Genomic DNA, 24,486 nt, shown 5'->3' on the forward strand with positions numbered 1-24,486 from the left:
ATTTTAATTAAGGCGGATTGTATTCGCTTTGTCACTACAAAGTCCACATAGAAGTAAGCAAAACGATAATTATTTACCAACACCAAGTATTCCGAAAGAAATAAATAAATGCGCACGACTAATTGTGGAAAGAAAATCGACACAAACGTACTCGTTATTTCAAAAATTAAAAATATATCGAGTTAATTATTTGCTCAAAAGTTGATAATTAATAAAGGCTATATTTATTAATTTAAAAAGCTCGTCAGTTAGCCCCCCCAATAGGGCTCGTACCAAGCTAAAAACAAATCAAGTCTTCAGCACGCAGCCCCGTTGGTTGCCCTACCTGGGTAAACTCGACAAGCTGCCCCTCGTGCACCCTCTCACTGGGGTTGTAGCGTAGTGCTTCATCAGTAAACATTGCATCGGGGCCGAGCTCCTGCTCGATGATGCCAAAGCCTTCGGTCTCGTTAAACCAAATAATCGTCCCTGTCACGCGATTAGGCATAATCATTCCCTTTAGTTCGTTGGTCAGCCTTTGATTACACCGTATGACTAACACGCATTGATCGCCGCCGGTACTTGATGATTACCAGTCTCAATGCCGAACACTACCCGCCATGAGGCCTTGTAGTACCGGCGATGGATTGTAGCAGCACAGTATTACCGTTTTAAGGCGCTCTGAGCATAATCACAAAACACTACCGAACAGTTCACAGAAAGAAAATATAGGAAAAATAGCCCGCTATGACTTGCTCGTACGGCGAATAAATAAGACCATCAAGGATTAGCTACTTGGTCATATCGTAGATTGAACGTCATCAGCTGCAATATCGCCGTCACCCGGCCAGCAGAATGCCCGCTCGACCACCATCAGCACAAGAGGAAACCCCATGAAGTACTCTCTTCTCTTTGCCCTACTGCTTAGCTGCAGCGTCGACGCCGCGCAGTTTTTCCCCACCCCCCTCGTGGACGAAGGCTTACAGGGCGATACCCTGCACGCCTTGGAATGTTCGCTGCTCTATCAGATGGAGCACGACGACCAACCCAGTGGCAGTGCCGCACACCAGAGTCTATTACTGCTCAAGCGCGACGGCTTGTTCGATGAACAAAAGATCGCCTCACTGTTGCAGTTTGAGATGGGTAAGTTAAACGCACTCATCGAGGCAACGATCGCCAACCACTTTCCCGAGAAACGCGGCGATGAGGCCACCAGCCTCGCGATTAAAAGCCAAATGAGCCGAATGGCCTGCACTTACTCTGAGCAATAATGGCCGCCCCGTCGGGTTACTGTGCCGCCACCTCCGTTGTCGAGGTGATTCCAGCCGTTAAGCTATAGCGCATCGCCTCTTCGAAAGACCAGTCCACCACGGTTAGATCCTCACGCTTGACTAGGCTTGTCACCCCGGCAATCTGATAACTTAACTGAAACAACACCGGCACCCAATCCCCCTCTGGCAACGCCGCAAGCAGGGGTTCCGGGGCATTATCAGCCATGATAAAGCCCACCACATAACTGCCGTTGGATTGCTTAACCAATACCGTCTGCTGACCTTTATTCTCTTCGTTTTGGCTCATCAATGAGGCGATATCGTTAATACTGCCATAGACCGTCTTAAACAGCGGGAAACGCATCAGCTGCTGCACGATCACATCGTACAGCCAAACAATCGGGCTCACCGAAAACAACAGGCCGGCCGCGAAGACGAGCAGCAAAACCAACAGAAAGCCCTCGCCGGTAAATAGCGTTGGCAGACCAACCAGGCGTAGCAGAAAATCACCCAACTCATCCAAAGAGGCAAAGAGCGACCAGAAGATCCACAGGCTAACGACCATAGGAAGCAGGTTTAACACCCCCTTCAGCAAGGTGTTCGTCATATTTTTCATAGTTTCCACCGTTCGATGACACAATAAGCACAGAGTGGGCGCCATATTATCATAACCACGCCGAGCACAAACCCTCCTGACACATGCAAAGCTTAGCTGGCAGCAAGACCGAGCTTTGCCACCGCCTTGAGCCACCGCTCACGCTTCTCTGCACTAGAATGGATCACCGGGCCAACCAGCTTGCTCCGCACCGAGGCAAAACCAACAAACTTCAACGTCGTAACCTTCAACTGATAAATAGCCGGCGCACCCTGCACCAAGTAATAATACCAAGGTGGCGTATCCATCGTCATCACCAGCCTAGCCGTTCGTCCGCGCAATAACGGCCTGGGGAACGATTTGCCAGCCTCATACTGGAAGGCAAAGCCAGGCAGCAATACACGATCGATCAAGCCCTTTAACTTCGCCGGCAGCGCCCCCCACCAGATCGGCGTAAAAATCACTAAGTGATCGCACCACTGGAGCGCCTGCTGAAAATCGACAAGCGGCGCCTCGAGCGCTTTATCGACCTCATAACCACCCGATAAATTGCTATCGAATACCATGGTCGACAAATCAAACTGCCGCACCTCATGTCCCCGGCTCGCCATCTGCGCATACACCGCCGCCAACTGAGCGGTAAAACTTCCTTGCTTAGGGTTCGCCGATAAGACCACTACACGCCTTGCCATCACTCTCTCCACAATAATAGGTAGGCGCCCAGTTTACCGCCTCCCCTTAAGGGTAGAGTCAAGCCATCAGCTGGGTTTTATCTGCTCATAGCAAATATCCAGACTGGCGATCTTCTGCTGTACATCTTCAATCTGCTGAGTCAGCTGCTGCCTAATGCCATGTAAAAACACTTTTATCGTAGACCAGTCTATCTGCCCTTCATTATACTGAATAACGCCCTGCAGCTGCGATAGACCAACCCCTAAGGCCTTTGCCTCTTTGATCAACAGCAGCACCTCGATGTCCGCCTCTTTATACAGGCGGTAGCGCCCAACGCGCTCAAGCTGGCGAATCAAACCGATCTCTTCATAGAAGCGAATCGCCTTGATAGATAACCCCGTCCTTTTTGCTGCCTCTCCAATATACATACACCACCAACTACAATAGCTTAATTCAATTTAATTACAGCAATCATTATGCCAAATACAAAACTGGTTTCTCGGGAAAAACACTCAATCACTCTATCATTACTATTTTAAAATAGTGATATCGACCTTAAAAAACGATAACAAGCAAAAACAACAATTATATTACAAGACAAATAACATCTTTAAATCATCCAAACTAATTACACGGAGAAAAAAATTTAAACGAATAATTCATGTAAGCGCTCAATAACATGCCATGCACTAAAAAATCACAAAAGGTCTTTCTGTGTCAGCATGGTAAGCAGCAACACGAGCACGACTAGAAAACAGCAAAATAGTTAGCCCTTATTGTTATCCGGGGAACGAAAGTCTCGCCGAAAACTGGTTTCGTAACGTAAAAAAGGCATCGCGGTCTCAGCGTAATAAAACACCCCTTCGCGTCTCACAACCAAGCGTAAAATCCGCGGGGGCGGTGCAGGCAGTAAAGCAAGCCACCACGAACCGTCGTCCAGTAATCGCATCGATTGCGGTGACGAAGCGACTGACGCCGTGACGACCTCAACAGCTGTGCCATCATCAACTACTGCAAGACCATGGTCAGCCACGATCGCCAACTGCGCACTATCGATGGAAATATTGGCTCGCAGCTCTAGACTCATACGCCCTGTAGCATCTTCGCGCCCCTTAATGACGAGAGTTAAATCGCCATTTTTCAGCGTGCACTGCCCGCTAGCGTGGCGACAATTCGGCAATGCTAGCAGACGGTAAGACTGGCCACTCTCCGCTGCCCGCGCACGCTCGGCTAGATAATAATCAGTGGCAAAGTAGCCGATCAACGCTAACAACGGCGCAATAATCAACGCGCTTACAAAGTGTTTATTGGCTAACATCGGCCTTAACCTCGACAACAGAAAAAAACGCCCTCGCTCGACGAGGGCGGGAACCCTTTAATGCTGCTGCGCAGCCTCAGCACCCACAGGGATGCGCACATACTCCACTAAGTCCTGCACCTCCTGCGGCGGCGGCTTGGTGGCGTAGGAGACCGCGAAGGCAACAACAAAGTTACACAAGGCACCGACAGCACCAAAAGCATTGGGCTCAATACCAAGGAACCAGTTCTGCGGCAAGTCACCGAGGAAGCTGGTACTCGCGACGAACATCACGCCCTTGTGCTGGAAAACATACAGCAACGTTAGCGTCAAGCCGGTTAACATACCAGCAACCGCGCCCTCCTTATTAATCCGCTTATTGAACACCCCCATCATCAACACCGGGAAGATCGATGATGCAGCAAGCCCGAAGGCTAGCGCCACCGTACCAGCAGCAAAATCCGGTGGATTGAACCCAAGGTAGCCCGCGACACCAATCGCCCCAGCCATAGCTAAGCGACTTGCCCGCAGCTCATTCCGCTCAGAGATAGCCGGCATTAACACCCCCTTCAATAAGTCATGCGAGATTGCCGATGATATCGCCAACAACAACCCCGCTGCGGTCGAGAGTGCTGCCGCCAAACCACCCGCAGCCACGAGCGCAATCACCCAATTCGGTAACTGTGCAATCTCCGGGTTGGCGAGCACCATGATATCTTGATCAACCTTAACCATCTCGTTGGCCTGGTTATCCGCCGAGTAATGAATACGTCCATCGCCATTCTTATCCTCATATTGCAGCAGACCTGTCTTTTCCCAGTTTTTAAACCAGCTCGGCCGATCGGCGTAGGCAATCCCTGCACGACTCGTGTCAGGCTGAATGGTATTAATTAAATTTAACCGCGCCATCGCCGCCACTGCTGGCGCTGTTGTATAGAGAATGGCAATAAACACCAGCGCCCAGCCCGCCGAGCTGCGCGCAGCCTGCACTGTCGGTACAGTAAAGAAGCGGATAATCACATGCGGCAACCCCGCAGTGCCAATCATCAAGGTCAGCGTATAGACAAACATATTCAAGGTACTGAGCCTCGCCGTCGTGGTGTATTCCGCAAAACCGAGATCCATCACCACCTGGTCGAGTCGATCGAGCAGAAAGGTTTCCCCCATCGTCGAACCAAGCCCCAGCTGTGGGATAGGGTTACCCGTGAGATTCAGAGAGATAAAGATTGCCGGAATCGTGTAGGCAAATATTAAGACACAGTATTGTGCGATCTGTGTATAGGTAATGCCCTTCATACCGCCAAGCACCGAATAGAAGAAGACGATGACCATGCCGATCATCAAACCACTATCATAATCAACTTCTAGGAAGCGTGAGAAGGCAACACCAATACCCTTCATCTGACCGATAACGTAGGTCACTGAGGCAACAATAAGACAAACAACTGCGACGATACGAGCCGCACGAGAATAAAAGCGATCACCAATAAATTCAGGCACAGTAAACTTGCCGTATTTACGCAGATAGGGGGCCAATAACATAGCCAGCAAGACGAACCCGCCCGTCCAGCCCATCAGAAAAACAGAACCACCATACCCCAGGAACGCAATCAACCCTGCCATACTAATAAACGACGCCGCCGACATCCAATCCGCCGCCGTCGCCATGCCGTTTGCAATCGGGTGAATACCACCACCGGCAACGTAAAATTCTTTTGTTGAGTCCGCCCTCGCCCAGATAGCAATGGCGATATATACAGCAAAAGTTAAACCCACCACGAGATAGGTTAAAGTCTGAAGTTCCATCATCATCCCCTATTCTTCGTGAACGCCATATTTGCGATCGAGCCGAGCCATTTGCCATGAGTAGACAAAGATCAGCACTACAAAACTATAAATTGAGCCCTGTTGCGCAAACCAGAAGCCTAGCTTATAACCGCCAAGCCGGAATTGATTAAGCTCTTCAACGAATAAAATGCCGCAACCGAATGATACGACGAACCACACCACGAGTAACTTGACCATCAATACAAGGTTCTCACGCCAATACGCCTTTGCATCCTGATCGCTATTAAAAGCCATTGCTGCCCTTCCTCTGCACCTTACAACGGTACATTATTATTGTGACAATACGGCTGTCTGAATACCCCATAGACCTAGCCGCTCCTCTTCCTGAGAGCTACATTATGCATGAGCTTGCCATGGCGGAACAACCGCATTTTCAAGCAATAATAGCTTTAATTAAACCATCGATTAAAGCAGTAAACAGAAACTAGCAATCAATAGCGGTATATAGCTCTAGCTAACATGCAACCTTCCTTTAAAGCAAAGTTAAGGGAGGTGAGCACCCACCAACAAGCCGATCAGTATAGCCAGCAAACAGGACACCGCTTCAAACAGCGGCCAACATAGACTGCAGCCCCAAACATGAACTTTATGTTACAAAAAAATAAGTTTTAAAAAAACAAGTGAAAGCTCAGCAAGATGTCTATACTTAAGTTACTTAAAATTTAAATAATTTTTCTTTCCTGATAAGACCAATTATATATACTATAAAAATAACAATGAAACCTAACCATTATAAATCCAACACAGCATGAGCGAGCAACCTGCAATGGTTATTTATACATACTTCTTGTGCGACTTCAGCAATACAAAAAGGGTAGCCACTTTACAGCCCTATACACTTAATGGCTTCTAGAATATGCTTCACTAGCTGGCTAATTAAGTGGCACAGAGGTGCCATATTGAAACCTATTTATTATTTCGTTATCGCCAATGGAGGGTGAAAACAACTGTTTAAAGCACCAAGGTCAGCAAGAACCAAGGAATAAACGCCATTCCGTGAGACTTATTGACCTCGCCTTATAAAACAGAGTTGTTAAAAATGAGATATGTAGCGATAAACGTCAGGGATCTAAAGATCAAACAACATACTACACTGCCAGCAAAAAAAAGCGCCAAGCTGATAGCGTTCAAATACTGACAACAAGAAGAAAGGAAGCAATACGCCACACAACAACGTTACAACTACATTAACTTTAAGGATTAATATGAATATTGAGAATAATATAGCTGAAACGAGAAAACATCTTACCGCCCACAAAATCTACGAAAGCATTTCTTCAGTTGACGATCTAAGAATATTTATGTCTGCCCACGTATTTGCCGTTTGGGACTTTATGAGCCTTGCTAAAAGGCTGCAAACCTCGATGACATGCACGGTACTACCTTGGCAAACACCTTCAGACCCCTTTGCTGCCCGCCTGATCAATGAGATTATTTTCTATGAAGAAACGGACATAGATCACAACGGTCAGCCAGGCAGTCATCTCGACATGTATCTATCAGCCATGCGTGAAATCGGTGCGGATACCAGCCTCTTTGACAGTTTCACCCATGCACTCACGCACGGTAAAGATGTACCAGAAGCTTTAGCTTGTGCCAATGTTCCGCACTACATCGCGCACTTTGTCACCAATAACATCCACTGTGCAATCGAGGGACAGTTAGAAGAAGTAGCCAGCAGCTTCTTATTTGGCCGTGAAGACGCTATCCCTGACATGTTCACTCTGTTTTTGGAGAAGTGGAAAGTTGATCGCAAAGAAATCCCCGCCCTCGTCTATTATCTAGAGCGCCACATCGACCTGGATGGCGACGAGCATGGACCTGCCGCCCATAAAATCCTCAACAACTTAATCGGTGATGACAAAGCCAAAGAAGAGCGCGCCTCACAATCGGCCATCAACGCGATCAGTGATAGAGTGGGCCTCTGGGACGGCATCCTGTTAGACATCGAAAAGTCGAGAGAAAAAGCAGAAGCGAGTAAAAAAGATAAGATATCACTGGACTATATAAAACAACCTGATAGTGCCATCTCCGAACGAGTATAAGACTACCCGTTAGCGCCCCCCTTAGGGTATACACCATGAACACTATTAAAACGGAGCTTGCCTCCGTTTTTTTCTGCCTGCCACTCTTGCTAGGCGCACTCGGCAACCATCATGAAAAAACAACAACCAGCAGAAAAATACCGGCACCACCAAGCTACCACACGACCTTAGACGTCCCCTTACCCCCTATTAAGGTGGCTTATCGAAACATAGCACCTCAAAAGCTAAAAAATGCCGAAACAACATACCCAAAAAGCAATATTGCCTCATCACAAGGCCCATAATACATAAACAATGTTATGACCCAAACCAACAACAGAACAGGACGCTCTTACTGTGAACGACTTAACCAAGAACCCCGTTATGGTGACGGGAGCAACAGGCTACGTTGCCGGATGGCTAATTAAACAACTGCTCGAGATGGGCTGCACCGTACACGCTTGCGTACGTAACCCTGATGACGAGAGAAAGCTTGCGCCGTTAAAAAGCCTAACTAACGAACCTCAACGCCTGCGTTTTTTTAAGACGGACCTACTTGATGAGGGCTCATACCAGCAAGCGATGAAGGGCTGTTCAGTCGTATTCCATACCGCCTCCCCTTTTACCATCATTGTAGACGACCCACAGCGTGACCTAGTCGACCCTGCAGTCAAGGGCACTATCAATGTATTGAATACCGTCAATGACACCCCCAGCGTAGAACGTGTTGTGTTAACCAGTTCTGTTGCGGCGATTTACAGCGATAACATCGATGCACTGACACTGCCCAAGCAAACCTTTACTGAAGAGCATTGGAATGAGCACAGCTCATTACAACACAACCCCTATGCCTATTCGAAGACGGTGGCCGAGAAGTCTGCCTGGCAGCAGGTAAAGAAGCAGAGACGGTGGGACTTAGTCGTCATAAACCCCTCCTTCGTTGTCGGCCCGGCGCTCGGTGCAGCAGTCACTTCAGACAGTTTTGACGTGGTCAAGAAATTGGGTGATGGTACACTCAAGTTCGGCGCACCTCATACCGGCATAGGCCTTGTCGATGTACAAGACGTCGCTAACGCCCACATCCAAGCAGCCATTCGACCCGAAGCTGCTGGCCGCTACATCGTCTCAGCACTGAATAGCCACCTGTTAGAGATGGCTGACTTCCTACGCCCCAACTACGGCACCAGCTACCCGCTACCTAAATCCAAAACACCAAAATTCCTCGCCTGGCTGCTGGGACCCATGGTAGGCACCACCCGCAAGTCCATCTCACGTAATCTAGGCTATTCCTGGAAGGCAGATAATAGCAAAAGCAAGCAAGAACTTGGCATTGAGTATCGTAGCATCTCTGAGGCAATCAATGCCATGTTTGCCCAGCTTGAGAGTAACAACCAACTGTAAGCAGAGCGCGCAATGATCATTCATGGCTTCGGTCATTGCGACCTCATGCCTCTTTACAACATTAAGACTCTACAGCTGTTTTTTACGCGACTCCGGTAACGCTATTAATAGCCTAGAAATAAGTGCTTACGTTGGCTATCGCACAAACTCATCAAGCTCAGCATTACCTAACTTATAAAGCATATGCACCTTATCGAGCCCGTGCCCATAGCCATCTTTCTCTATCTTTATAACTGTAAAGTTATGCTTTTTATAAAAATCAACCGTGTGCTGCGACGTATCGATCAGCACATCGACCTGCTGAAAGTTTCTCCCTATGTTGGCCAGCCTATACTTCAAAAGAAAAGTTCCGATGGATTGACCATGGCAGTCATTATCAACCATCCCTCAGCAAAGCCCAACGATTTCTCCAAGACTCTCATAGCCGCCACATGCTACAGCTTCACCCTTTCTTAAAATTACAAAATATGAAGCATTAGATGACATAGAATCTAAGTACAACTGGAAATCTACAAGCTCCTCGGATGAGAAAAACTTTCCACTATTACTTTTGAATATCCTTAAACAATCACTTCTATATTTTTCATTATAATTTACGACTTCCACCTATCCCCCTCAGTACACCTTACACATTCAACAGCGAGCGTAACGAAGTCATAGCCATATTACTAGCGACTTTGAATACTGTAGTTATAGCAAGCCTAGATATAGTAAGTCTTGTTATTCTACCGATGACCATTAATTAAGCCCACGATAACTGGGGCAACAATATATGAAAATTAATTTTATCTAAAAACTCAACACAACCACCGAATGATGCACATCAATAAATTTTGCGTACACAAAACGACTGTGTTAGGATTTCGCGCATCTTGAGGTGCCTATTGTCAATTTTTAACGATTGATTGGATAGGTTAAATGGGAAGATGGTGCGTTTCGATATCTTTATCTAAACAATGCCAACGCTGCCCCCGCAACGGTAATCACTCTGTGAAAGCCCGACACCTGCCTCGCGATACGATGAATATGAAGCGGAGGGCTTCATAGAGCTGCTATGCACTGAATACGTCGAGTGAACGACCTTTTCATTCTGCATGCTATGTACATTATCTCTATTTCCCCTCCCTCATTCGCGCTTTTATGCTATTTGACGATTGAGGTTGCACAGTGATCAATAAGAATAAATTTATTAACAATAGCCTTGGGTTATTGCTGCCAATATCCGCCAGTGCCTTTGCTGAAACTATACCGCTAGAAGAAGTTGAGGTGGAGGGTAAAAGATACCTGAATACCTTACACCTGAAAGATACCAATAGCGCTTCTAATCGCCTCGGCCTAAAGAGCATGGATATACCGGGCAGTGTAGACATCATCAGCAAACAAGACATTGCCCTCAAAGCAGATTATTCCCCCCTGTCTGCCGTAACACGCTCTGCAGGCTTTGCCGCTACAGCCAGCCCAGGCAACGGCGGCACCTCCATGGCAGTCCGTGGTTTTAACGGTCATAGCTCTGTCGTACAGACCTATGACGGTACCCGCTTATACGTTGGCGCTGGTACCGTCACCTTTCCAGCAGACACCTGGACACTTGAGAGAGTCGAAGTATTACGAGGGCCAGGCTCTGTTATCAACGGTGTTGGAGCGATAGGGGCGACCATCAACTATGTGCCTAAATCTCCCCAGTTTGGCAGCGTACGTAACGAACTGGATGTTACCGCAGGCAGCTTTGGTCTACTCCGCCTCGCTATAGGCTCAGGCGGCGGCATCAGCGATGACCTTGCCTACCGAGTTGACGCTGTCAGCCACAAGAGTGATGGCGATGTTGACGATGCAGATGAGCAGCGCTCTGTATTTGCAGGCTCACTACACTGGCAAGCCACAGATAACCTCGATATAAAGCTCAGTGTTGACTATGCCGACATTGATGCCTCAACCTATTGGGGTACCCCTTTAATCGATGGCAAAGTTGATCAACGTATTCGAAAAAATAATTACAATATCAAAGACGGTATCGTTAACTATGAAGATTTATGGCCACGCTTAAATGCTCAATGGCAGATCAATGATAACGCAACCCTCAGAAGTGATAGCTATTACCTAATGGCAAATCGACACTGGCGTAATGTTGAAAGCTATAGCTTTAACCCGGATAGCGGGCAGGTAGATAGGGCGTACTACCTAGAGATTCTCCACGATCAAACACAGCTAGGTAATCGATCTGATATGTTATTCGAGTTCGATACTGCAGGCATGGCAAATCGCCTCAGTGTCGGCGCAGAAGTTAATCGTATCGACTTTACCCACAAGAATAACCGTAGTTACGGTGGCACAACATCGGTAGACTTACTTAACCCGTTAGCAGGAAAGTGGGCAGACGGCGTCGAATACCGTACCAGCAAAGACTTCAGTTCTGAAACAATGCACTATGCGATTTTTATTGATGAACACATTCAGATCAACGATCAGTTCAGCCTGGTAGGCGGCCTGCGCCACGACAGTATCGACTTTGATCGCAATGACGTTGCCCGCAGCAATGGCCCAGAACACGCCGAACCCTATGCCGTTATTAACGACGACTTATCAGGCACCAGCTGGCGCTTTGGCGCGGTATATCAGCCACAAGAGAATATCAGCCTCTATGCACAAGCCAGTAAAGCGGTGGACTCCGTGCAATCTATTCTCACCGCTAGCACACCCAACATGAAACTTGCAGAAGGCAAACAACTAGAGGTTGGCCTGAAACAAATATTAATGAATGACAACCTGCAATACACCGTCGCTTTGTTTGATATCCGCAAAGACAATCTACTCGCTAACGATGCTTTTGGTCAGTCGAGTCAAATCGGCGAACAACGCTCAAAGGGCATCGAACTTGAAGTGTTTATGCGCCTTAGTGACACCCTGAACATTAGTATGAACAGCGCATTCACCGATGCTGAATACGAGCACTACAAAAAATCCAGCGGCGACGCTATCAGGGACTACAGCGGCAATACACCTAAGGATGTGCCAGAACAAACCGCTAACCTTTGGCTTGATTGGCGGTTTATACAAGATTGGGCATTCAGCGGCGGCGCACGTTACGTAGGCACTCGCTTTGTCGGTGACGATAATAGCGCTAAATTGCCTTCTTACACCGTCTACGATGCCAGTTTGCAATGGCATATTGATGAAGATTTACAGCTGACCTTGCGCGGCAAGAACCTTAGCGACGAAACCGATTATGTACTCGCGCCCTATGGTGACCAATGGATACTCGCTGAGGGTCGCAGCGCTGAGTTAGGCCTGCATTATAACTTCTAAAGGAGATCACAATGGCTCAGCACGCTGGGCCATTCTCACACATGACGTACCCCTTTCATCTACGAACACATGCCCTTAATTGGAGCAATAAAAGCCGCTCAGGCTTTGCCCTTGAGCAGATTAACTTTAATGCTCGTCAATCACGTTTTATCGGCCTATTAGGCCCTAATGGTAGCGGCAAAACCACCCTGCTACGCTGCCTCTATCGTGGCCTAACAGTTCCTCCCAACTCGGTGATGCTCGACGACCAAGACCTCACACGCTTTAGTCGCCAGGCATTGGCAAAGAAAATAGCCGTGGTGTTTCAGCAACAACCTGAGGAAATTTCACTCAGCGTTGATGAGGTGCTCAAAATAGGGCGATTACCACAACAACCTTTCTTAGCACCGGACAAAAAACACTACAGCAAAGAAGAGTTAATTCACCTAAAGGCGCTGGATATTGAGCATCTATGCAGCCGGCCATACCAGCAGCTATCAGGGGGTGAGAAGCAACGCGTGATGATTGCTAGGGCGCTAATACAACAAGCTGATATTTTATTGTTAGATGAGCCGACTAATCACCTCGACATAGCCCATCAAATAGCTATATTGCAGTACATTAGCCAGCTCGATATTACCGTTATTTGTAGTCTTCACGACCTTAACTTGGCCGCTCAATTTTGTGATGAGTTGGCCATCCTAAAAGATGGCAAACTCATACAGCAAGGAGCAACAGAAGACGTTTTAACGCCGTCATTAATTAAAAGCGTATTTTCAGTCAATACAGTCATCGATAAACACCCTATCAACGGTTCGCTACGCCTGAGTTTTTATTAAATGAAAAAATACCTAATACTGTCCCTTTTATTGCTACACACCCACACCGTTTTAGCAGTAACAGCTGAAAAACCGGTCACGGTAACCTCCTGCAATCGGCAGCTAGCGTTTGATAAACCGCCGCAAAGGGCTGTCTCTAACGACATCAACCTAACCGAAATGATGTTTGCACTCGGCTTACAAAAGAATATGGCCGGTTACTCAGGCGTCAGAGGCTGGCAAAACATCGACAGCGAATTCAGAGCCAAGGCCGGTAACCTACCAGAGATTTCAGAGCAATCACCTTCATTGGAGTCCCTTCTCGCCATAGAGGCCGATTTTTTATTTGCTGGCTGGAACTACGGATTAAGCGTTGGCGGCTCATTAACACCCAGCAGTCTAGAACCCTTTGGTATAAAGACTTATGAGCTAACAGAGTCCTGCATCCACATCATGAAAAAGAAACCATCAAGCTTTAATGACGTGTATAACGACTTATCAAACCTAGGAAAGATATTTTCTGTCGATGAACGCGCCAGTAGCTTAATACAGCACTACAAGAAAATAATTACCCATATCAAAGGGTCGACGAAAACAGATAGCAAAGTCTCCGTTTTCGTCTACGACAGTGGCAAAGGTGCTCCCTTTACAGCCGGTCGTTATGCCATGCCTAGCACCATGATTGACACTGCAGGCGGTAAAAACGTTATGGACGATATACAAAGTAGCTGGGTTAAGACTAGCTGGGAAGCCGTGGTCGACAGAAACCCCGAGTTTATTGTGATTGTCGATTACGGCAAAGAAACAGCTGAAGACAAAATTAACTACCTTAAACAACATCCCGCGCTAACCTCCATCAACGCCATCATTAATGATAATTTTGTTGTCCTCAGCTACGCCGAAGCCACCCCTGGTATACGCAATTTTATCGCAACCCAGCGCTTGGCGGAGGCTTTTCAACCACAGTTCTTTGCCACTAAAACCTCTGTGGAAAGGCGGTAAGTCATGTTATTCCCCAGCAAACAGCAGCGCTATTATAAGCTGACGCTCACGATATCGATGGCATTAACACTGCTATCTATCCCCGCAGCGATTATATGCGGCACCATCGATATTAGCGTTAGCGATATTTACCAAGTGATTGTCACTGCAGTCAACCCAGACAATATCGCCAGCACAGAGATATCATCCGCGATACACAATATTATCTGGCAACTGCGCATCCCTCGCGCCTTAATGGCCTGTATCACCGGTGCGGGCTTGGCTATTGCGGGTTTAACCTTGCAGTCCGTCACTCGTAACAGCCTTGCTGACCCGCACTTATTAGGCATTTCATCCGGCGCCGTACTTGGCGCGGTGATAGTGACACTGCACACCGGTGATATCTTCGGGCCGCTAACACTGCCTTTTTCTGCTTTTTGCGGCTCGCTACTCGCGATCATCGTCATCACCTTAATTATGCATAGCCACAAAATGTACAGCGCCAGCCAATTGTTGATGTGTGGCGTCGCGTTATCATTTGTACTGATGTCTGCCGCTAACCTAGCCCTCTATATGGGCGATAATCGGGCCAGCCATCAAGTCATCTTCTGGATGCTGGGCGGACTCGGACTCGCTCGCTGGTCTCATTTGCTACTGCCATTTATCATCTGCCTTGGCGGATATGCTTTTTTACGCCTACATGCGCGCTATCTTAATGCTATGTTGATCGGCGATGAAACGGCTTTAAGCTTAGGCATTTCATTCAAGCGCCTGCGCTTAAAGCTATTTCTTATCAGTGCCTTGATAACCTCTATATTAGTCGCCAATACTGGCGCCATTGGTTTTATTGGCCTGATGATCCCTCATATCGCACGCTTTATTGTCGGTGGTGACCTTCGACGACTACTCCCCATATCCGCCATCTTTGGTGCACTCTTTTTATTATGGGTAGATGTGCTATCACGCACATTGCTAGCCCCTATGGAGCTCCCCATCGGCATCATCACAGGCTTTATTGGCGGACTATTTTTTATTGGTTTATTAATCAGGTCTAACCATTAAGTGAGTGCTTAACAGTGACTAAAAGTAACAGAAATCAGTCTTGCCCACAGTGTGGCCAATCTGCCTCTAAAGTTAGAGAGGTGACGATGCGGCACCACCTGCTCTTTCCACGTTCAAACGAGCACCTAGAAGACAGCTTTTTTTACTGCCGTAACGCACAGTGCAAAACCGCTTATTTTTCAGCAAATATACACTACTCAGTCGAGCAACTACAAAGCCAACAGCAGATTAAAGACGGCATGATTTGTTTCTGTTTTGGTATTAGCGAAGCCGTCTTTTATAGCTACCAGAAAGCAGGTAACATCAAGCTCTTTTTTCAACAGCTTGATCATCTCGCCTATCAGTCGGAATGCCACTGCAAAATCAAAAATCCTGCGGGCACTGGCTGCCTAAAAATATTTAAGGCTTTGTGTTAATATGAAAAAATTAAAGCGAAAAACGTTTAGCGCTAACCCCCTCTGTCAACTGCCGCTTTAGCACTCCGTTACAGTGGCTTGCTAAATGAGTTTCTCTCCAGCTCTTTAGCCAAGAAATTCTCATTACCTTGTTTAAGGCTATCTTTTGCATAATCAATTGCGCTAGCCCCTTTAACATCTTTAGCATGCAAGTCTGCACCGGCCTCCAACAATAACTTAATCATTTCAATGTCAGAGTGTTGAGCAGCATGCATCAATGGGGTCCTCCCCCACCTCTCAATCCCCGTACAATCCCATCCGCTCTCTCTCCCCAGTTGGTATGTATGGTTTACATTGGCACCACTATTTAACAGTACTTTTGCAGAGTCATATTGACCAAATTGGATGGCGTAATATAACGCGGTTTTACCAAATTCATTTTGACCATCTGGAGAGAAACCCGCGGCTAAAAGCATCTGAATATTGCTAGGGCTATATACGGCATTAGAAAGTATAGATTCAGACCTCTTCCTTGAGTTGGGCTCTTGTACAGGGACGATTAACCCTTCAATGATCTCTCGACTAGCATTATGAACTAACAACCTACGAAGACTATTGTATTTTTGAGTGTCTGAAGCATCATCTATTGAACGTATAAAGTTTGCGTAAACACCCTTCGTAGCCTGATCAGTGAACGGAACCAGTTCCTCTGACTTCCAGCTGTAAGAATAGCTAGCGAACCCATAATTAGAGATTACTTTTAAAGCATTTTCTGCATATTTCTTAGCAACTTTACGACTTATGGAGTGCGTCTCAATATACCACCCGACTAAAAGAGGCCTTACTTTCTCTAGCTCAGCTATATACGCTTTGTAAACACTCCGATTGTATAAGCTGTGGTAACTCCATTCTTTAAAATACTCCATGCCTTTTGTCTTTCCTCTTTTCCTTGAGGAGAAACCTTGCGGATAATACCCAAGTTTTGCGAGATCGAAATGGTAGTAACGCCATTGAGCATGAACAATAGAGCCCGTGCAGTGACCTGCTAGCCTTGAGGGACTTCGTATACTACTTGCTTGTCCAATCAACCTGTCAAGAAAGCTCAATTGGTTCAAGCTTTTAGGGCAGCGATAATCAACAGTATTTGGCGAACTATGGCCTGAACCAAGATCCCCTAATTTAAACACAGTCTCAGGATACTTTTCCATTTCCTCACAGGTGACTTTGCGATCAGATAACGGACTTTCGTCAGCGCTTGAAACACCTGATAATAGGATTAGAAAGATAAATATGCATCTCATACAATAGTATCCACTAACGTCACCAACTACCGCTAATTGTAGCGAGATCTAAGTAGCTGTGCTGACGATACCTTTAGTCTTGCTATAGCCAGGCGCGGTACACCGAAACTTATTATGAAATAAGCCCGCACTTACTGCCGCTAAGCCGTGTTGTTCATTATTATGGGAGATACACTACCGTACTAGCATCATAATGAGAAGCGAGAAGTGACTGATACTTCGATAATTAATAATGATTAGTGCTGGCCTGGCTAATCACTATAATATTTTTATACAAGAGTTCAAAACAAACGCCAGTCTATTTTTAGCCCAAGCAGCAAACAATCTTAAGTCGACTATTTTAGATAGCGCCTTTGGCCTCCACTAAGTAGCTTTCCAATTTACAACGCACGAGCTCTGACAGCTGAGCATAACGATCCGCCCCGTTCTTTGGCGATTTACTGGGTCTTGTAAATACTGAGGGCTCTCTAAGCTCTTCACGCTCAAAGAACTGATCGCCGGTAGCATAAAACGGTGTACCATCGGGCAGTTCATTTGAATAGTGAACACCCATTTGTTCATCACCTATAAACACCTTCCAGACAACCAGACGACCACCAAAGTAGTCATTGATAATCAGGGAGGATATTCCACATTGCCCACGACTAGGGTTTGATGGCCCCCAGTTTTCTGGCTAGCGAGATGCCCTAGCTTTTAATGCAACGTTAAAAAACCTACACAATAGTTGCACATACAACATAATGAGCATAGGATGGGGCCACTTAATTGTTGCATAGGTAACAAAATGAAAGATCACCTATACCGCTACGCTATCTACACCGTCCTCTTGCTTGCGTCAGGATTTTCACTCTTCCTCATTAGCTCCGACAATATTGCGCCATTCACCACGCAGGCTACCTTTCATCGGGGCATTGTTAATATTGCGCCCGAGGTCTCCGGCGTGATTACCGAGGTTAGTGCCCATAACGGCCAAATCGTTAACGCCGGCGATACGCTATTTAGTATTGATAAACACCAATACAAAATCAGAGTCAGTGAGGCTAAAGCCGCTCTCGATCAAGTATTAGAAGCAAATGCAGCACTGAGCCAGGAATTACTCACCGCACAGCAAACACTTAACCAGTGCCAACTCAGCGCTAAAAGCCGCCACCTCAAGCAACAACGCATCGCCAGCCTGTACCATAAACACCTTATTTCACAGCAACATTATGATGACGCTAATATCGCGGCTGAAGAGGCCTCTAGCGCCGTCGCCAGCGCTCGTGCAAATATTGCTCGCATCACCGCAAAGCTACCTCACGATAGTAGCGACCATACCAATGCAGCAATGGCCATCGCTATGGGGAGGCTCAATAACGCGTTGCTCGACTTGCAACACACAGACATCACGGCAACCTCTAATGGCGTCGTCAGCAATCTGCAACTGCAAGCGGGGAGCTATGCCAGGGCTGGCGAGCGCTCACTGTTTCTTGTTAACAATAAACACTGCTGGCTTGCCGCCGATTTTAATGAAAAAGGCATCAACCAACTAACGGTTGGCAAACGCGTACACGTAGCATTTGATGCCCTGCCCGGCGATGTTATCGAAGGCAGCATTAAAAGTATTGATCGTGCCGTTAATGACCCTTCAAGTCCTAACAATCAGCTAGCCTTCGTTACCAATGACAACCGCTGGATCCGCGAACAACAAAAAGTTCGCGTGCGTATTGAGCTCGACAACGTCCCTTCAAATCTTATTTCCGGTGCGCGCGCCAGCGTCATCGTTAACACGAACAACCCACTCATGAGCATAGTTTCTGATAGCTGGATTCAACTTGTTTCCACGTTACGTTACGTCTATTAAGGCGGCATTATGCCTTCGAATGAACACAAAAAAGCACTAAGAATTGCCCTAACAATCGCTACTTGCATGCTCTCAGCAAAGCTGCTGAACTTCAACTCACCAGTCTACTTAGCACTATACCCAACCATTACACTGACTCGTGGTGTTAGCTTTAGCTGGCGAGCACTGATTAGTACCTTTACCCCCGTGCTGCTGGCAAGTTTTTGTGCGGTTATTGTTGCGGAGTCTTTCCGCCAACACCCTTTCGTCATTTGGACCATCAGCCTTTTTTATATCGATTTCTTATGCCGCCGCGCCGATACGCCGATCAAACGAGCCAAACTACTGCTGCCCTGTTTCAGCTGGATCCTTGTCGTCATTTACGCCAGCCATAGCGATAAGCCACTGTTTGGGCTGTTACGAGAAACAGCCTTATCCATGGTGATTACGTGTATCGTCATTCGTGGCTATCTATGGATTTTTAACGAGGCCGTGCAATCCGCTGCCCCTCGTATAATTCCAGCGCAACCTGTCTCAGCCGCCAGTCGTGGTACCGCCCTCCTGCTAATCGGTAGTGGCCTCGCCATACTCATGATCATCGACTTGCTGTCCGCCATGTTCTGCATGGTACCTATTATCGCTGCAGCAACCCAGGTCAACCGGGAGCAATTCGTCACAACAGTCAGACTACGCTTTATGACTCAGGTCGGCGGCTGCGCCCTGGCAGTCATATTCAGCCTACTATTTGCCCACCAGCAAACAACAATTTTAGCCTACGCTGTCGCCTTAGTCGGCCTAATCTACGCCCTCGCTAGACTATTCACCCAAGCGGAGGGCTTAAAGCGCGATATTCACGCCGATGGTTTATTAGCGACCCTACTACCCATTCAGCTCTATCTCGCCCATAATAACCTTGCCCTAGAGCGCACCTTCCTGCGTGCTTGGGAACTGACCATCACCCTATTCGTTTTATTTGTACTTCACCAACTCAGCAGCACTAGACAGAAAGAGCCTTGTCATGCCCAACCTCCTCGTTGATGTCCCAGAGCTTAACCTCAGCGCCAGCTTCATGATGGGCTTAGCCCACAAACGCTTTCGCGTAACGGCTAACCAAGCCCTCTGTGACGAAGTTGATATTACACTAGAGATGTTTGGCGCACTGGCCACGCTCGATCATCACCCGGGTATTACACAGCAGCAACTCAGTGATATTTTGCAGCGCGAGCGTTCTGCAACGAAGCGCCTGGTCGACAACTGCATCAAGCGCGAACTCATCACTGCCTGCAAAGGTGAAAGCGAGAATAAAAAAGCCCGCTACCTGTCTCTCACCCCATTAGGCAGCTCCACTAAAGAACGGAGCAGCCAGTTAATGGCAGAAGTACGCAAGCAGTTTTTCTCGGCATTAAGCCCAGAGGAAGAGGCGACGCTTTATCGCCTCTGTCGTCAGCTGGTCACGGAGCAGTGAGCAGCGAGCAGCGAGCAGCGAGCAGCGAGCAGCGAGCAGCGAGCAGCGAGCAGCGAGCAGCGAGCAGCGAGCAGCGAGCAGCGATACAGACTAACATGACGACTTGTCCTTGACGCATCCATAAATCAAAATAGATCAACCTATTCTCACTGCCTAGCGAAATATCACAAAAGCTTTTTCATTCTGTAACATACGATCCGAATAATGCTGACTGCCACCGACACTTTGTCTCTTTTTTCAAAATGGAGCAGTATTATGGTTGATCAGAGCAAACGATCTTTTGTCATCAACTCAAGCATTGGTTTAACGGCAGCCGCCACTAGCCCAAACCTGTTAGCCAGCATCGAAAAAGCTGTTGCAATTCCTGGTAGACATCATCACGGCAGCATTAAAGATGTCGAGCACATTGTTATTTTAATGCAAGAAAACCGCGCCTTCGACCATTACTTCGGCACCTTACCAGGCGTCCGTAACTTCGGTGATCGCTTTGCCATCAAACTACCTAATGGCGATCACGTGTGGAAACAGCCTAGTGGCGACGATGCTGTGCCCCCGTGGTACTGGAACACTAATGAAAAGGTAGGCTATCACCGCATGTCCAGCACCAACCACTCGTTTCAAAGTGCACAGAAGTCCTGGAACTACGGCATCATGGATCAATGGGTACCCAATAGAACAGCCCTGACTATGGGGTATTATAGAAAAGAAGACCTTGAATTTCAGTTTTCTCTGGCAGAGAACTTCACCTTTTGCGACGCCTACCACTGTAGCTTTGCTGGCTGCACAATCCCAAACCGCGTCTTCCTTTGGAGTGGCTCCATCAACCCTTCCGGCGACCTCATGGGCCCCGTACATGGTAATAGCCATGAAGGCTGGGGTGAAATTGAGGATATTGATAAAGGTTACGCCTGGACAACCTATCCTGAACGCTTAGAGGAAGCGGGAATTTCTTGGAGGGTCTACCACGAAGCTGGCAACTGCTATGACGACAACCCTTTGCTCGGTTTTAAAACCTTTCGCTACCTGCATATAAACGACCGCGAGCACCCTGTATATCAGCGCGGCACCGCTGGACAAGGGAGCGATTATTTAAGCGCATTACTCGATGACGTTCAGGGCAACACTTTACCGCAAGTATCCTGGCTGGTGGCAAGCGCAGACTACTCCGAACACCCGAGTCGATCATGCCCGCTACAAGGCGCAGCCTATACATCCCAAGTTTTAGATATTTTGACATCAAACCCCGATGTCTGGAGCAAAACCGTATTCTTGGTCATGTTCGATGAGAACGACGGGCTATTCGACCATATGCCTCCACCCGCCGTGCCGTCGAGAATTACCCCTAATGACGGCGGCGACGTCAAAACCTATGGTAAATCGAACATCAGCACTGCTGGCGAATACATCGTCAAACCCGACCTTAACGAAACTAATGAGCAGATGATTGGCCGCCCCTACCCTCTTGGGCCTAGAGTGCCAATGTACGTTATCTCTCCCTGGAGTGTCGGCCGCAAGGTTAACTCACAAGTGTTTGATCATACCTCTGTGATTCGCTTTATTGAAGAACGCTTTGGCGTCAAAGAACCGAACATCAGTGAGTGGCGACGTGAGGTCTGTGGGGATTTAACGTCCTGCTTTGATTTCTCTAAACAAGGTTCGACACCCTATATCAAGCCGGAAAAAAAGACACACGCTGATAAAGTTAGAAAGAGAGCCGACATTTACAACGAACAGCATATGCCTAGATTCGATGAAGCGAGTGATGTTGGCCTACCAGCCGTGCTACCACAACAGGTCCCTTCATCCCCATTACCGTACCAACTAGAGGTACAAGCGGATAAAAAATGCCGCCATGGTGAAAGCAGCATCCATTTAAGCTTTATCAATAGCGGTAGGCAGGCCGCAGTATTTCAACTATACGATGGTAAGGCAAAAGATAACGGTGAGCCATTATTCCCTTACCGTTATACGGTAAAGAATAACGGCGATAAGGATCGCGAGCTAAGCGATAAGTGGCTGTTTGACGACGACTATCATCTGATGGTCTACGGGCCTAACGGCTTTATTCGTTTCTTTAAGGGAAACCACAACCCCAGCATTAAAGAGCCAGCGATTAAATATCGCTACCTTAACAGCGGTCGAATTTGTAAGTTCAGTATCTCTGCATTCAATCCCAACAAACACCAAACATTGAATATCGTTATTACTCCAAACGAATACACCAACAAGCAGTACACGATGACGCTAAAACCTCATGAGGAAATAGAGTATCACCTGCCGCTAGAGAAACACTGCTGGTACGATTTCACGGTTAAAGCTATTGAAGTCACCGGCTTTGAACGCCGAGTGGCTGGCCGTATTGATCGCGCTAAGCCACACAAATACCCTTGCTGGAGCGATCCTGCAATGGGACGTCTTTCAAACGACAAAGAATTGGACGCCATGAACGAGTAAAGTCACCCTCCCTTTATTACGCAATAAAATAGCAGCGCGTCGTTTCACTGCTATTTTATCTCTAACGGCACGAGCCATTAGGCCTGAAAAAAGCTCAATGACGCTATTGTCTATTTATTGATCGAGCCAAACCTGATCCAGGGACTGGTTAACGTAGTGGCTTGAAGAGGTTTTCCAACCTTTAACATAGGAGCGATACGGGTTAATTTTATACCACCACAACGTCATATTGGTCGAGGCGTTATCAAACACCTCCTTCTCGAACTCTCGCATGACAGCGCGTTGCTCGTCTAGCGTAGACGCCTTCAGTAACCGGTCATAGGTTTCATCTAAGGTTGAGCTTTCACAGCCCGCATAATTATTCTCAGCACTACAGAGAAACTTAGAGACATCGGCAATCGGATTGACTATTGACTGACAGTTACTATCGATCGACACATCGAAATCATGTTTCTCAGTCAAAGTAGCAAAGAACTGTGGCGACGGCTGTACTCGATGAACCGGCTTTAAGCCAATTCTACGCCACTGATCCACTAACCAGGTACCCACTACTTTATAGGGTTGATCCACCCCACGGTTGTTGAAGTCAAACTCAAGTTTATCTGCACCGGCCTCCTTCAGTAGCGCCCTAGCTTTTGCACGGTTAGCCTTGATGTCGTGAGAGAAGCCGATCAAGTTCTCAAGCTCTTCCGGCCTTGCAGCCAATGGGTGCCCGGGAAAGACGATGCCACCAACCGTCTTCACAATAGCAATATTAGACAGATACTTCGATGCCTCGTAGCGGTCGACCGCTAACGTAAGCGCTTGACGCACGCGAGGATCATCAAAAGGCTTATTTCGATTATTCGTTGTAAAGGTCAAGGCACAATTCCAATCACTTTCCTGTACAGTGATTTTATCTCCTAAGGCATTGACTAGATCATCTCGTGCTTTTGGTGGGAAGCCACGGAAATCAATCGCTGCTCTATCGGCACGAATAGCGTTTAAGCGAACAGACATTTTAGGCGCTGATATCGCCTTAAAGCCATCTAGAAAGGGCTTGCCTTCGTGATGGTAGTTCGAGTACCTCTCACCCGCCACATGAGACCCGGGGACATGCTCAACAAAAACAAAGGCTCCGGTGCCATTGATATTTTTCTTGTGCCACTCATACCCGTGAGCATCAAGGTCAGCCTTGCTATAAATAAAATTAAACGGCATCGCTAATGCTGGGATAAACGCTCCCGAGGGGTACTTTAATGAGAACACAACCGTAACGTCATCCTTGGCGACAATTGAGTCAACCATTTTAAACATCGCTTTACGGTTACTTTTTACCCCTTCAGGCGGGAAGATAATCTTATCGAACGTAGCCTTAACATCTAACGCGGTGAGTCGTGCCCCATTATGAAAGGCGATGCCCTTACGTAGCTTAAAGGTGTATTCTGTCCCTCCCTTCTCTCCCCTCGGCACCTCACCTTCACAGACATCACAAACAAAGTCGGTCGGGTCGTTGGGGTTATCTGGGTTGGCCCTAATTAGCAGGCTATAAAATGGTCGTATCGGGTGAATCATGCCGAAGGTCGATTCAATATGCCCATCGTAGGAAGGGATTTTACTTCCTACCACAAAATTAAGAATCCCTCCTTGCTTTGGCGTCGACGCCGTCACACTAGTAGCAACGAAAGAGAACAAAAACAGGCTACTCAACGCGATTAAAATAGCTTTAAATTTACTTGATTTCATGTCCAGACATCCTTCTTGTCATTCATCAGTATTATCATAATAATGTATAGCCATACATTTCATAACGGCAGTTTTATGATAAAACAGCAGCTAT

General features: G+C 47.2%; 22 protein-coding genes, 1 pseudogene and 1 riboswitch. Of the genes and pseudogenes, 12 read left to right on the forward strand and 11 right to left on the reverse strand.

Annotated elements, in window-relative coordinates; all coding sequences use genetic code 11:
* Window positions 1-277 precede the first annotated feature (277 nt).
* A complete protein-coding gene (locus tag EDC56_RS03025; protein ID WP_123711748.1) occupies window positions 278-487 on the reverse strand; it encodes a cold-shock protein in 210 nt (69 codons plus the stop codon).
* Window positions 488-872: 385 nt separating this feature from the next.
* On the opposite strand from EDC56_RS03025, the gene EDC56_RS03030 reads away from it, so the two are divergent.
* The gene (locus EDC56_RS03030; protein WP_123711037.1) at window positions 873-1,250 is read left to right on the forward strand and encodes a hypothetical protein; all 378 of its coding nucleotides are present in this window, start codon (window positions 873-875) and stop codon (window positions 1,248-1,250) included.
* Between the two features lie 16 nt (window positions 1,251-1,266).
* On the opposite strand, the gene EDC56_RS03035 is transcribed toward EDC56_RS03030, so the two are convergent.
* The 6 genes from EDC56_RS03035 to EDC56_RS03060 all read right to left on the reverse strand — a co-directional run bounded on the left by EDC56_RS03035 (window position 1,267) and on the right by EDC56_RS03060 (window position 5,896).
* Complete coding sequence (locus EDC56_RS03035) at window positions 1,267-1,866, reverse strand: DUF502 domain-containing protein (RefSeq protein ID WP_211333537.1); 600 nt, start codon at window positions 1,864-1,866, stop codon at window positions 1,267-1,269.
* A gap of 92 nt (window positions 1,867-1,958) precedes the next feature.
* Window positions 1,959-2,537: an NAD(P)H-dependent oxidoreductase gene (locus tag EDC56_RS03040; RefSeq protein ID WP_123711038.1), complete on the reverse strand. Its 579-nt coding sequence runs from the start codon at window positions 2,535-2,537 to the stop codon at window positions 1,959-1,961.
* A 66-nt stretch (window positions 2,538-2,603) separates the two neighbouring features.
* A complete protein-coding gene (locus tag EDC56_RS03045; protein WP_123711039.1) occupies window positions 2,604-2,945 on the reverse strand; it encodes a MerR family transcriptional regulator in 342 nt (113 codons plus the stop codon).
* Window positions 2,946-3,283: 338 nt separating this feature from the next.
* A complete protein-coding gene (locus tag EDC56_RS03050) occupies window positions 3,284-3,835 on the reverse strand; it encodes a hypothetical protein (protein ID WP_123711040.1) in 552 nt (183 codons plus the stop codon).
* Window positions 3,836-3,892: 57 nt separating this feature from the next.
* Window positions 3,893-5,620, reverse strand: coding sequence for a sodium:solute symporter family protein (locus tag EDC56_RS03055; RefSeq protein ID WP_123711041.1), 1,728 nt, complete (start codon window positions 5,618-5,620; stop codon window positions 3,893-3,895).
* A gap of 9 nt (window positions 5,621-5,629) precedes the next feature.
* Window positions 5,630-5,896, reverse strand: a complete 267-nt coding sequence (locus EDC56_RS03060) for a DUF4212 domain-containing protein (protein WP_123711042.1) — start codon at window positions 5,894-5,896, stop codon at window positions 5,630-5,632.
* A 971-nt stretch (window positions 5,897-6,867) separates the two neighbouring features.
* Between EDC56_RS03060 and EDC56_RS03065 the strand changes: the two genes are divergently transcribed.
* Together EDC56_RS03065 and EDC56_RS03070 are read left to right on the forward strand one after the other, a co-directional pair.
* Window positions 6,868-7,707: a DUF3050 domain-containing protein gene (locus EDC56_RS03065; protein WP_123711043.1), complete on the forward strand. Its 840-nt coding sequence runs from the start codon at window positions 6,868-6,870 to the stop codon at window positions 7,705-7,707.
* Window positions 7,708-8,043: 336 nt separating this feature from the next.
* Window positions 8,044-9,087 carry an NAD-dependent epimerase/dehydratase family protein gene (locus EDC56_RS03070; RefSeq protein WP_211333538.1) on the forward strand — a complete coding sequence of 348 codons (1,044 nt, stop codon included), beginning with the start codon at window positions 8,044-8,046 and terminating at the stop codon, window positions 9,085-9,087.
* A gap of 135 nt (window positions 9,088-9,222) precedes the next feature.
* On the opposite strand, the gene EDC56_RS03075 is transcribed toward EDC56_RS03070, so the two are convergent.
* Window positions 9,223-9,471: a GNAT family N-acetyltransferase gene (locus tag EDC56_RS03075; RefSeq protein WP_123711045.1), complete on the reverse strand. Its 249-nt coding sequence runs from the start codon at window positions 9,469-9,471 to the stop codon at window positions 9,223-9,225.
* Between the two features lie 474 nt (window positions 9,472-9,945).
* Window positions 9,946-10,114, forward strand: a riboswitch (cobalamin riboswitch).
* 140 nt (window positions 10,115-10,254) lie between these two features.
* Between EDC56_RS03075 and EDC56_RS03080 the strand changes: the two genes are divergently transcribed.
* From EDC56_RS03080 to EDC56_RS03100, 5 genes are read left to right on the forward strand one after another with little or no spacing between them, the layout of a single operon-like run.
* Window positions 10,255-12,390, forward strand: coding sequence for a TonB-dependent receptor (locus tag EDC56_RS03080; protein WP_123711046.1), 2,136 nt, complete (start codon window positions 10,255-10,257; stop codon window positions 12,388-12,390).
* A gap of 11 nt (window positions 12,391-12,401) precedes the next feature.
* Complete coding sequence (locus EDC56_RS03085; protein WP_123711047.1) at window positions 12,402-13,208, forward strand: ABC transporter ATP-binding protein; 807 nt, start codon at window positions 12,402-12,404, stop codon at window positions 13,206-13,208.
* A complete protein-coding gene (locus tag EDC56_RS03090; RefSeq protein ID WP_123711048.1) occupies window positions 13,209-14,189 on the forward strand; it encodes an ABC transporter substrate-binding protein in 981 nt (326 codons plus the stop codon).
* Window positions 14,190-14,192: 3 nt separating this feature from the next.
* Complete coding sequence (locus EDC56_RS03095) at window positions 14,193-15,230, forward strand: FecCD family ABC transporter permease (RefSeq protein WP_211333539.1); 1,038 nt, start codon at window positions 14,193-14,195, stop codon at window positions 15,228-15,230.
* Between the two features lie 14 nt (window positions 15,231-15,244).
* Window positions 15,245-15,646 carry a hypothetical protein gene (locus tag EDC56_RS03100; protein ID WP_148059293.1) on the forward strand — a complete coding sequence of 134 codons (402 nt, stop codon included), beginning with the start codon at window positions 15,245-15,247 and terminating at the stop codon, window positions 15,644-15,646.
* 68 nt (window positions 15,647-15,714) lie between these two features.
* Here the strand turns inward: EDC56_RS03100 and EDC56_RS03105 are convergent, their stop codons facing one another.
* Window positions 15,715-16,926, reverse strand: coding sequence for an ankyrin repeat domain-containing protein (locus tag EDC56_RS03105; protein WP_123711050.1), 1,212 nt, complete (start codon window positions 16,924-16,926; stop codon window positions 15,715-15,717).
* Window positions 16,927-17,266: 340 nt separating this feature from the next.
* Window positions 17,267-17,581, reverse strand: a pseudogene (locus tag EDC56_RS19765) (YunG family protein); the annotation flags it as partial.
* A 129-nt stretch (window positions 17,582-17,710) separates the two neighbouring features.
* Here EDC56_RS19765 and EDC56_RS03115 point away from each other — a divergent pair.
* The 4 genes from EDC56_RS03115 to EDC56_RS03130 all read left to right on the forward strand — a co-directional run bounded on the left by EDC56_RS03115 (window position 17,711) and on the right by EDC56_RS03130 (window position 22,667).
* On the forward strand, window positions 17,711-18,769 hold the full coding sequence (locus EDC56_RS03115; protein WP_123711051.1) for an HlyD family secretion protein: 1,059 nt from the start codon (window positions 17,711-17,713) through the stop codon (window positions 18,767-18,769).
* A 9-nt stretch (window positions 18,770-18,778) separates the two neighbouring features.
* Entirely contained in the window at window positions 18,779-19,786 is a 1,008-nt protein-coding gene (locus EDC56_RS03120; RefSeq protein WP_123711052.1) for a DUF2955 domain-containing protein, read from the forward strand.
* The gene (locus EDC56_RS03125; RefSeq protein ID WP_211333541.1) at window positions 19,767-20,213 is read left to right on the forward strand and encodes a MarR family winged helix-turn-helix transcriptional regulator; all 447 of its coding nucleotides are present in this window, start codon (window positions 19,767-19,769) and stop codon (window positions 20,211-20,213) included. The genes EDC56_RS03120 and EDC56_RS03125 overlap by 20 nt, the downstream gene beginning before the upstream one ends.
* Window positions 20,214-20,468: 255 nt before the next feature.
* The gene (locus EDC56_RS03130; RefSeq protein ID WP_162844063.1) at window positions 20,469-22,667 is read left to right on the forward strand and encodes a phosphocholine-specific phospholipase C; all 2,199 of its coding nucleotides are present in this window, start codon (window positions 20,469-20,471) and stop codon (window positions 22,665-22,667) included.
* A 114-nt stretch (window positions 22,668-22,781) separates the two neighbouring features.
* On the opposite strand, the gene EDC56_RS03135 is transcribed toward EDC56_RS03130, so the two are convergent.
* Entirely contained in the window at window positions 22,782-24,392 is a 1,611-nt protein-coding gene (locus EDC56_RS03135; protein WP_123711054.1) for an ABC transporter substrate-binding protein, read from the reverse strand.
* Window positions 24,393-24,486: the final 94 nt, after the last annotated feature.

The sequence above is a fragment of the Sinobacterium caligoides genome (genome assembly GCF_003752585.1).
Lineage (GTDB): Bacteria > Pseudomonadota > Gammaproteobacteria > Pseudomonadales > Sinobacteriaceae > Sinobacterium > Sinobacterium caligoides.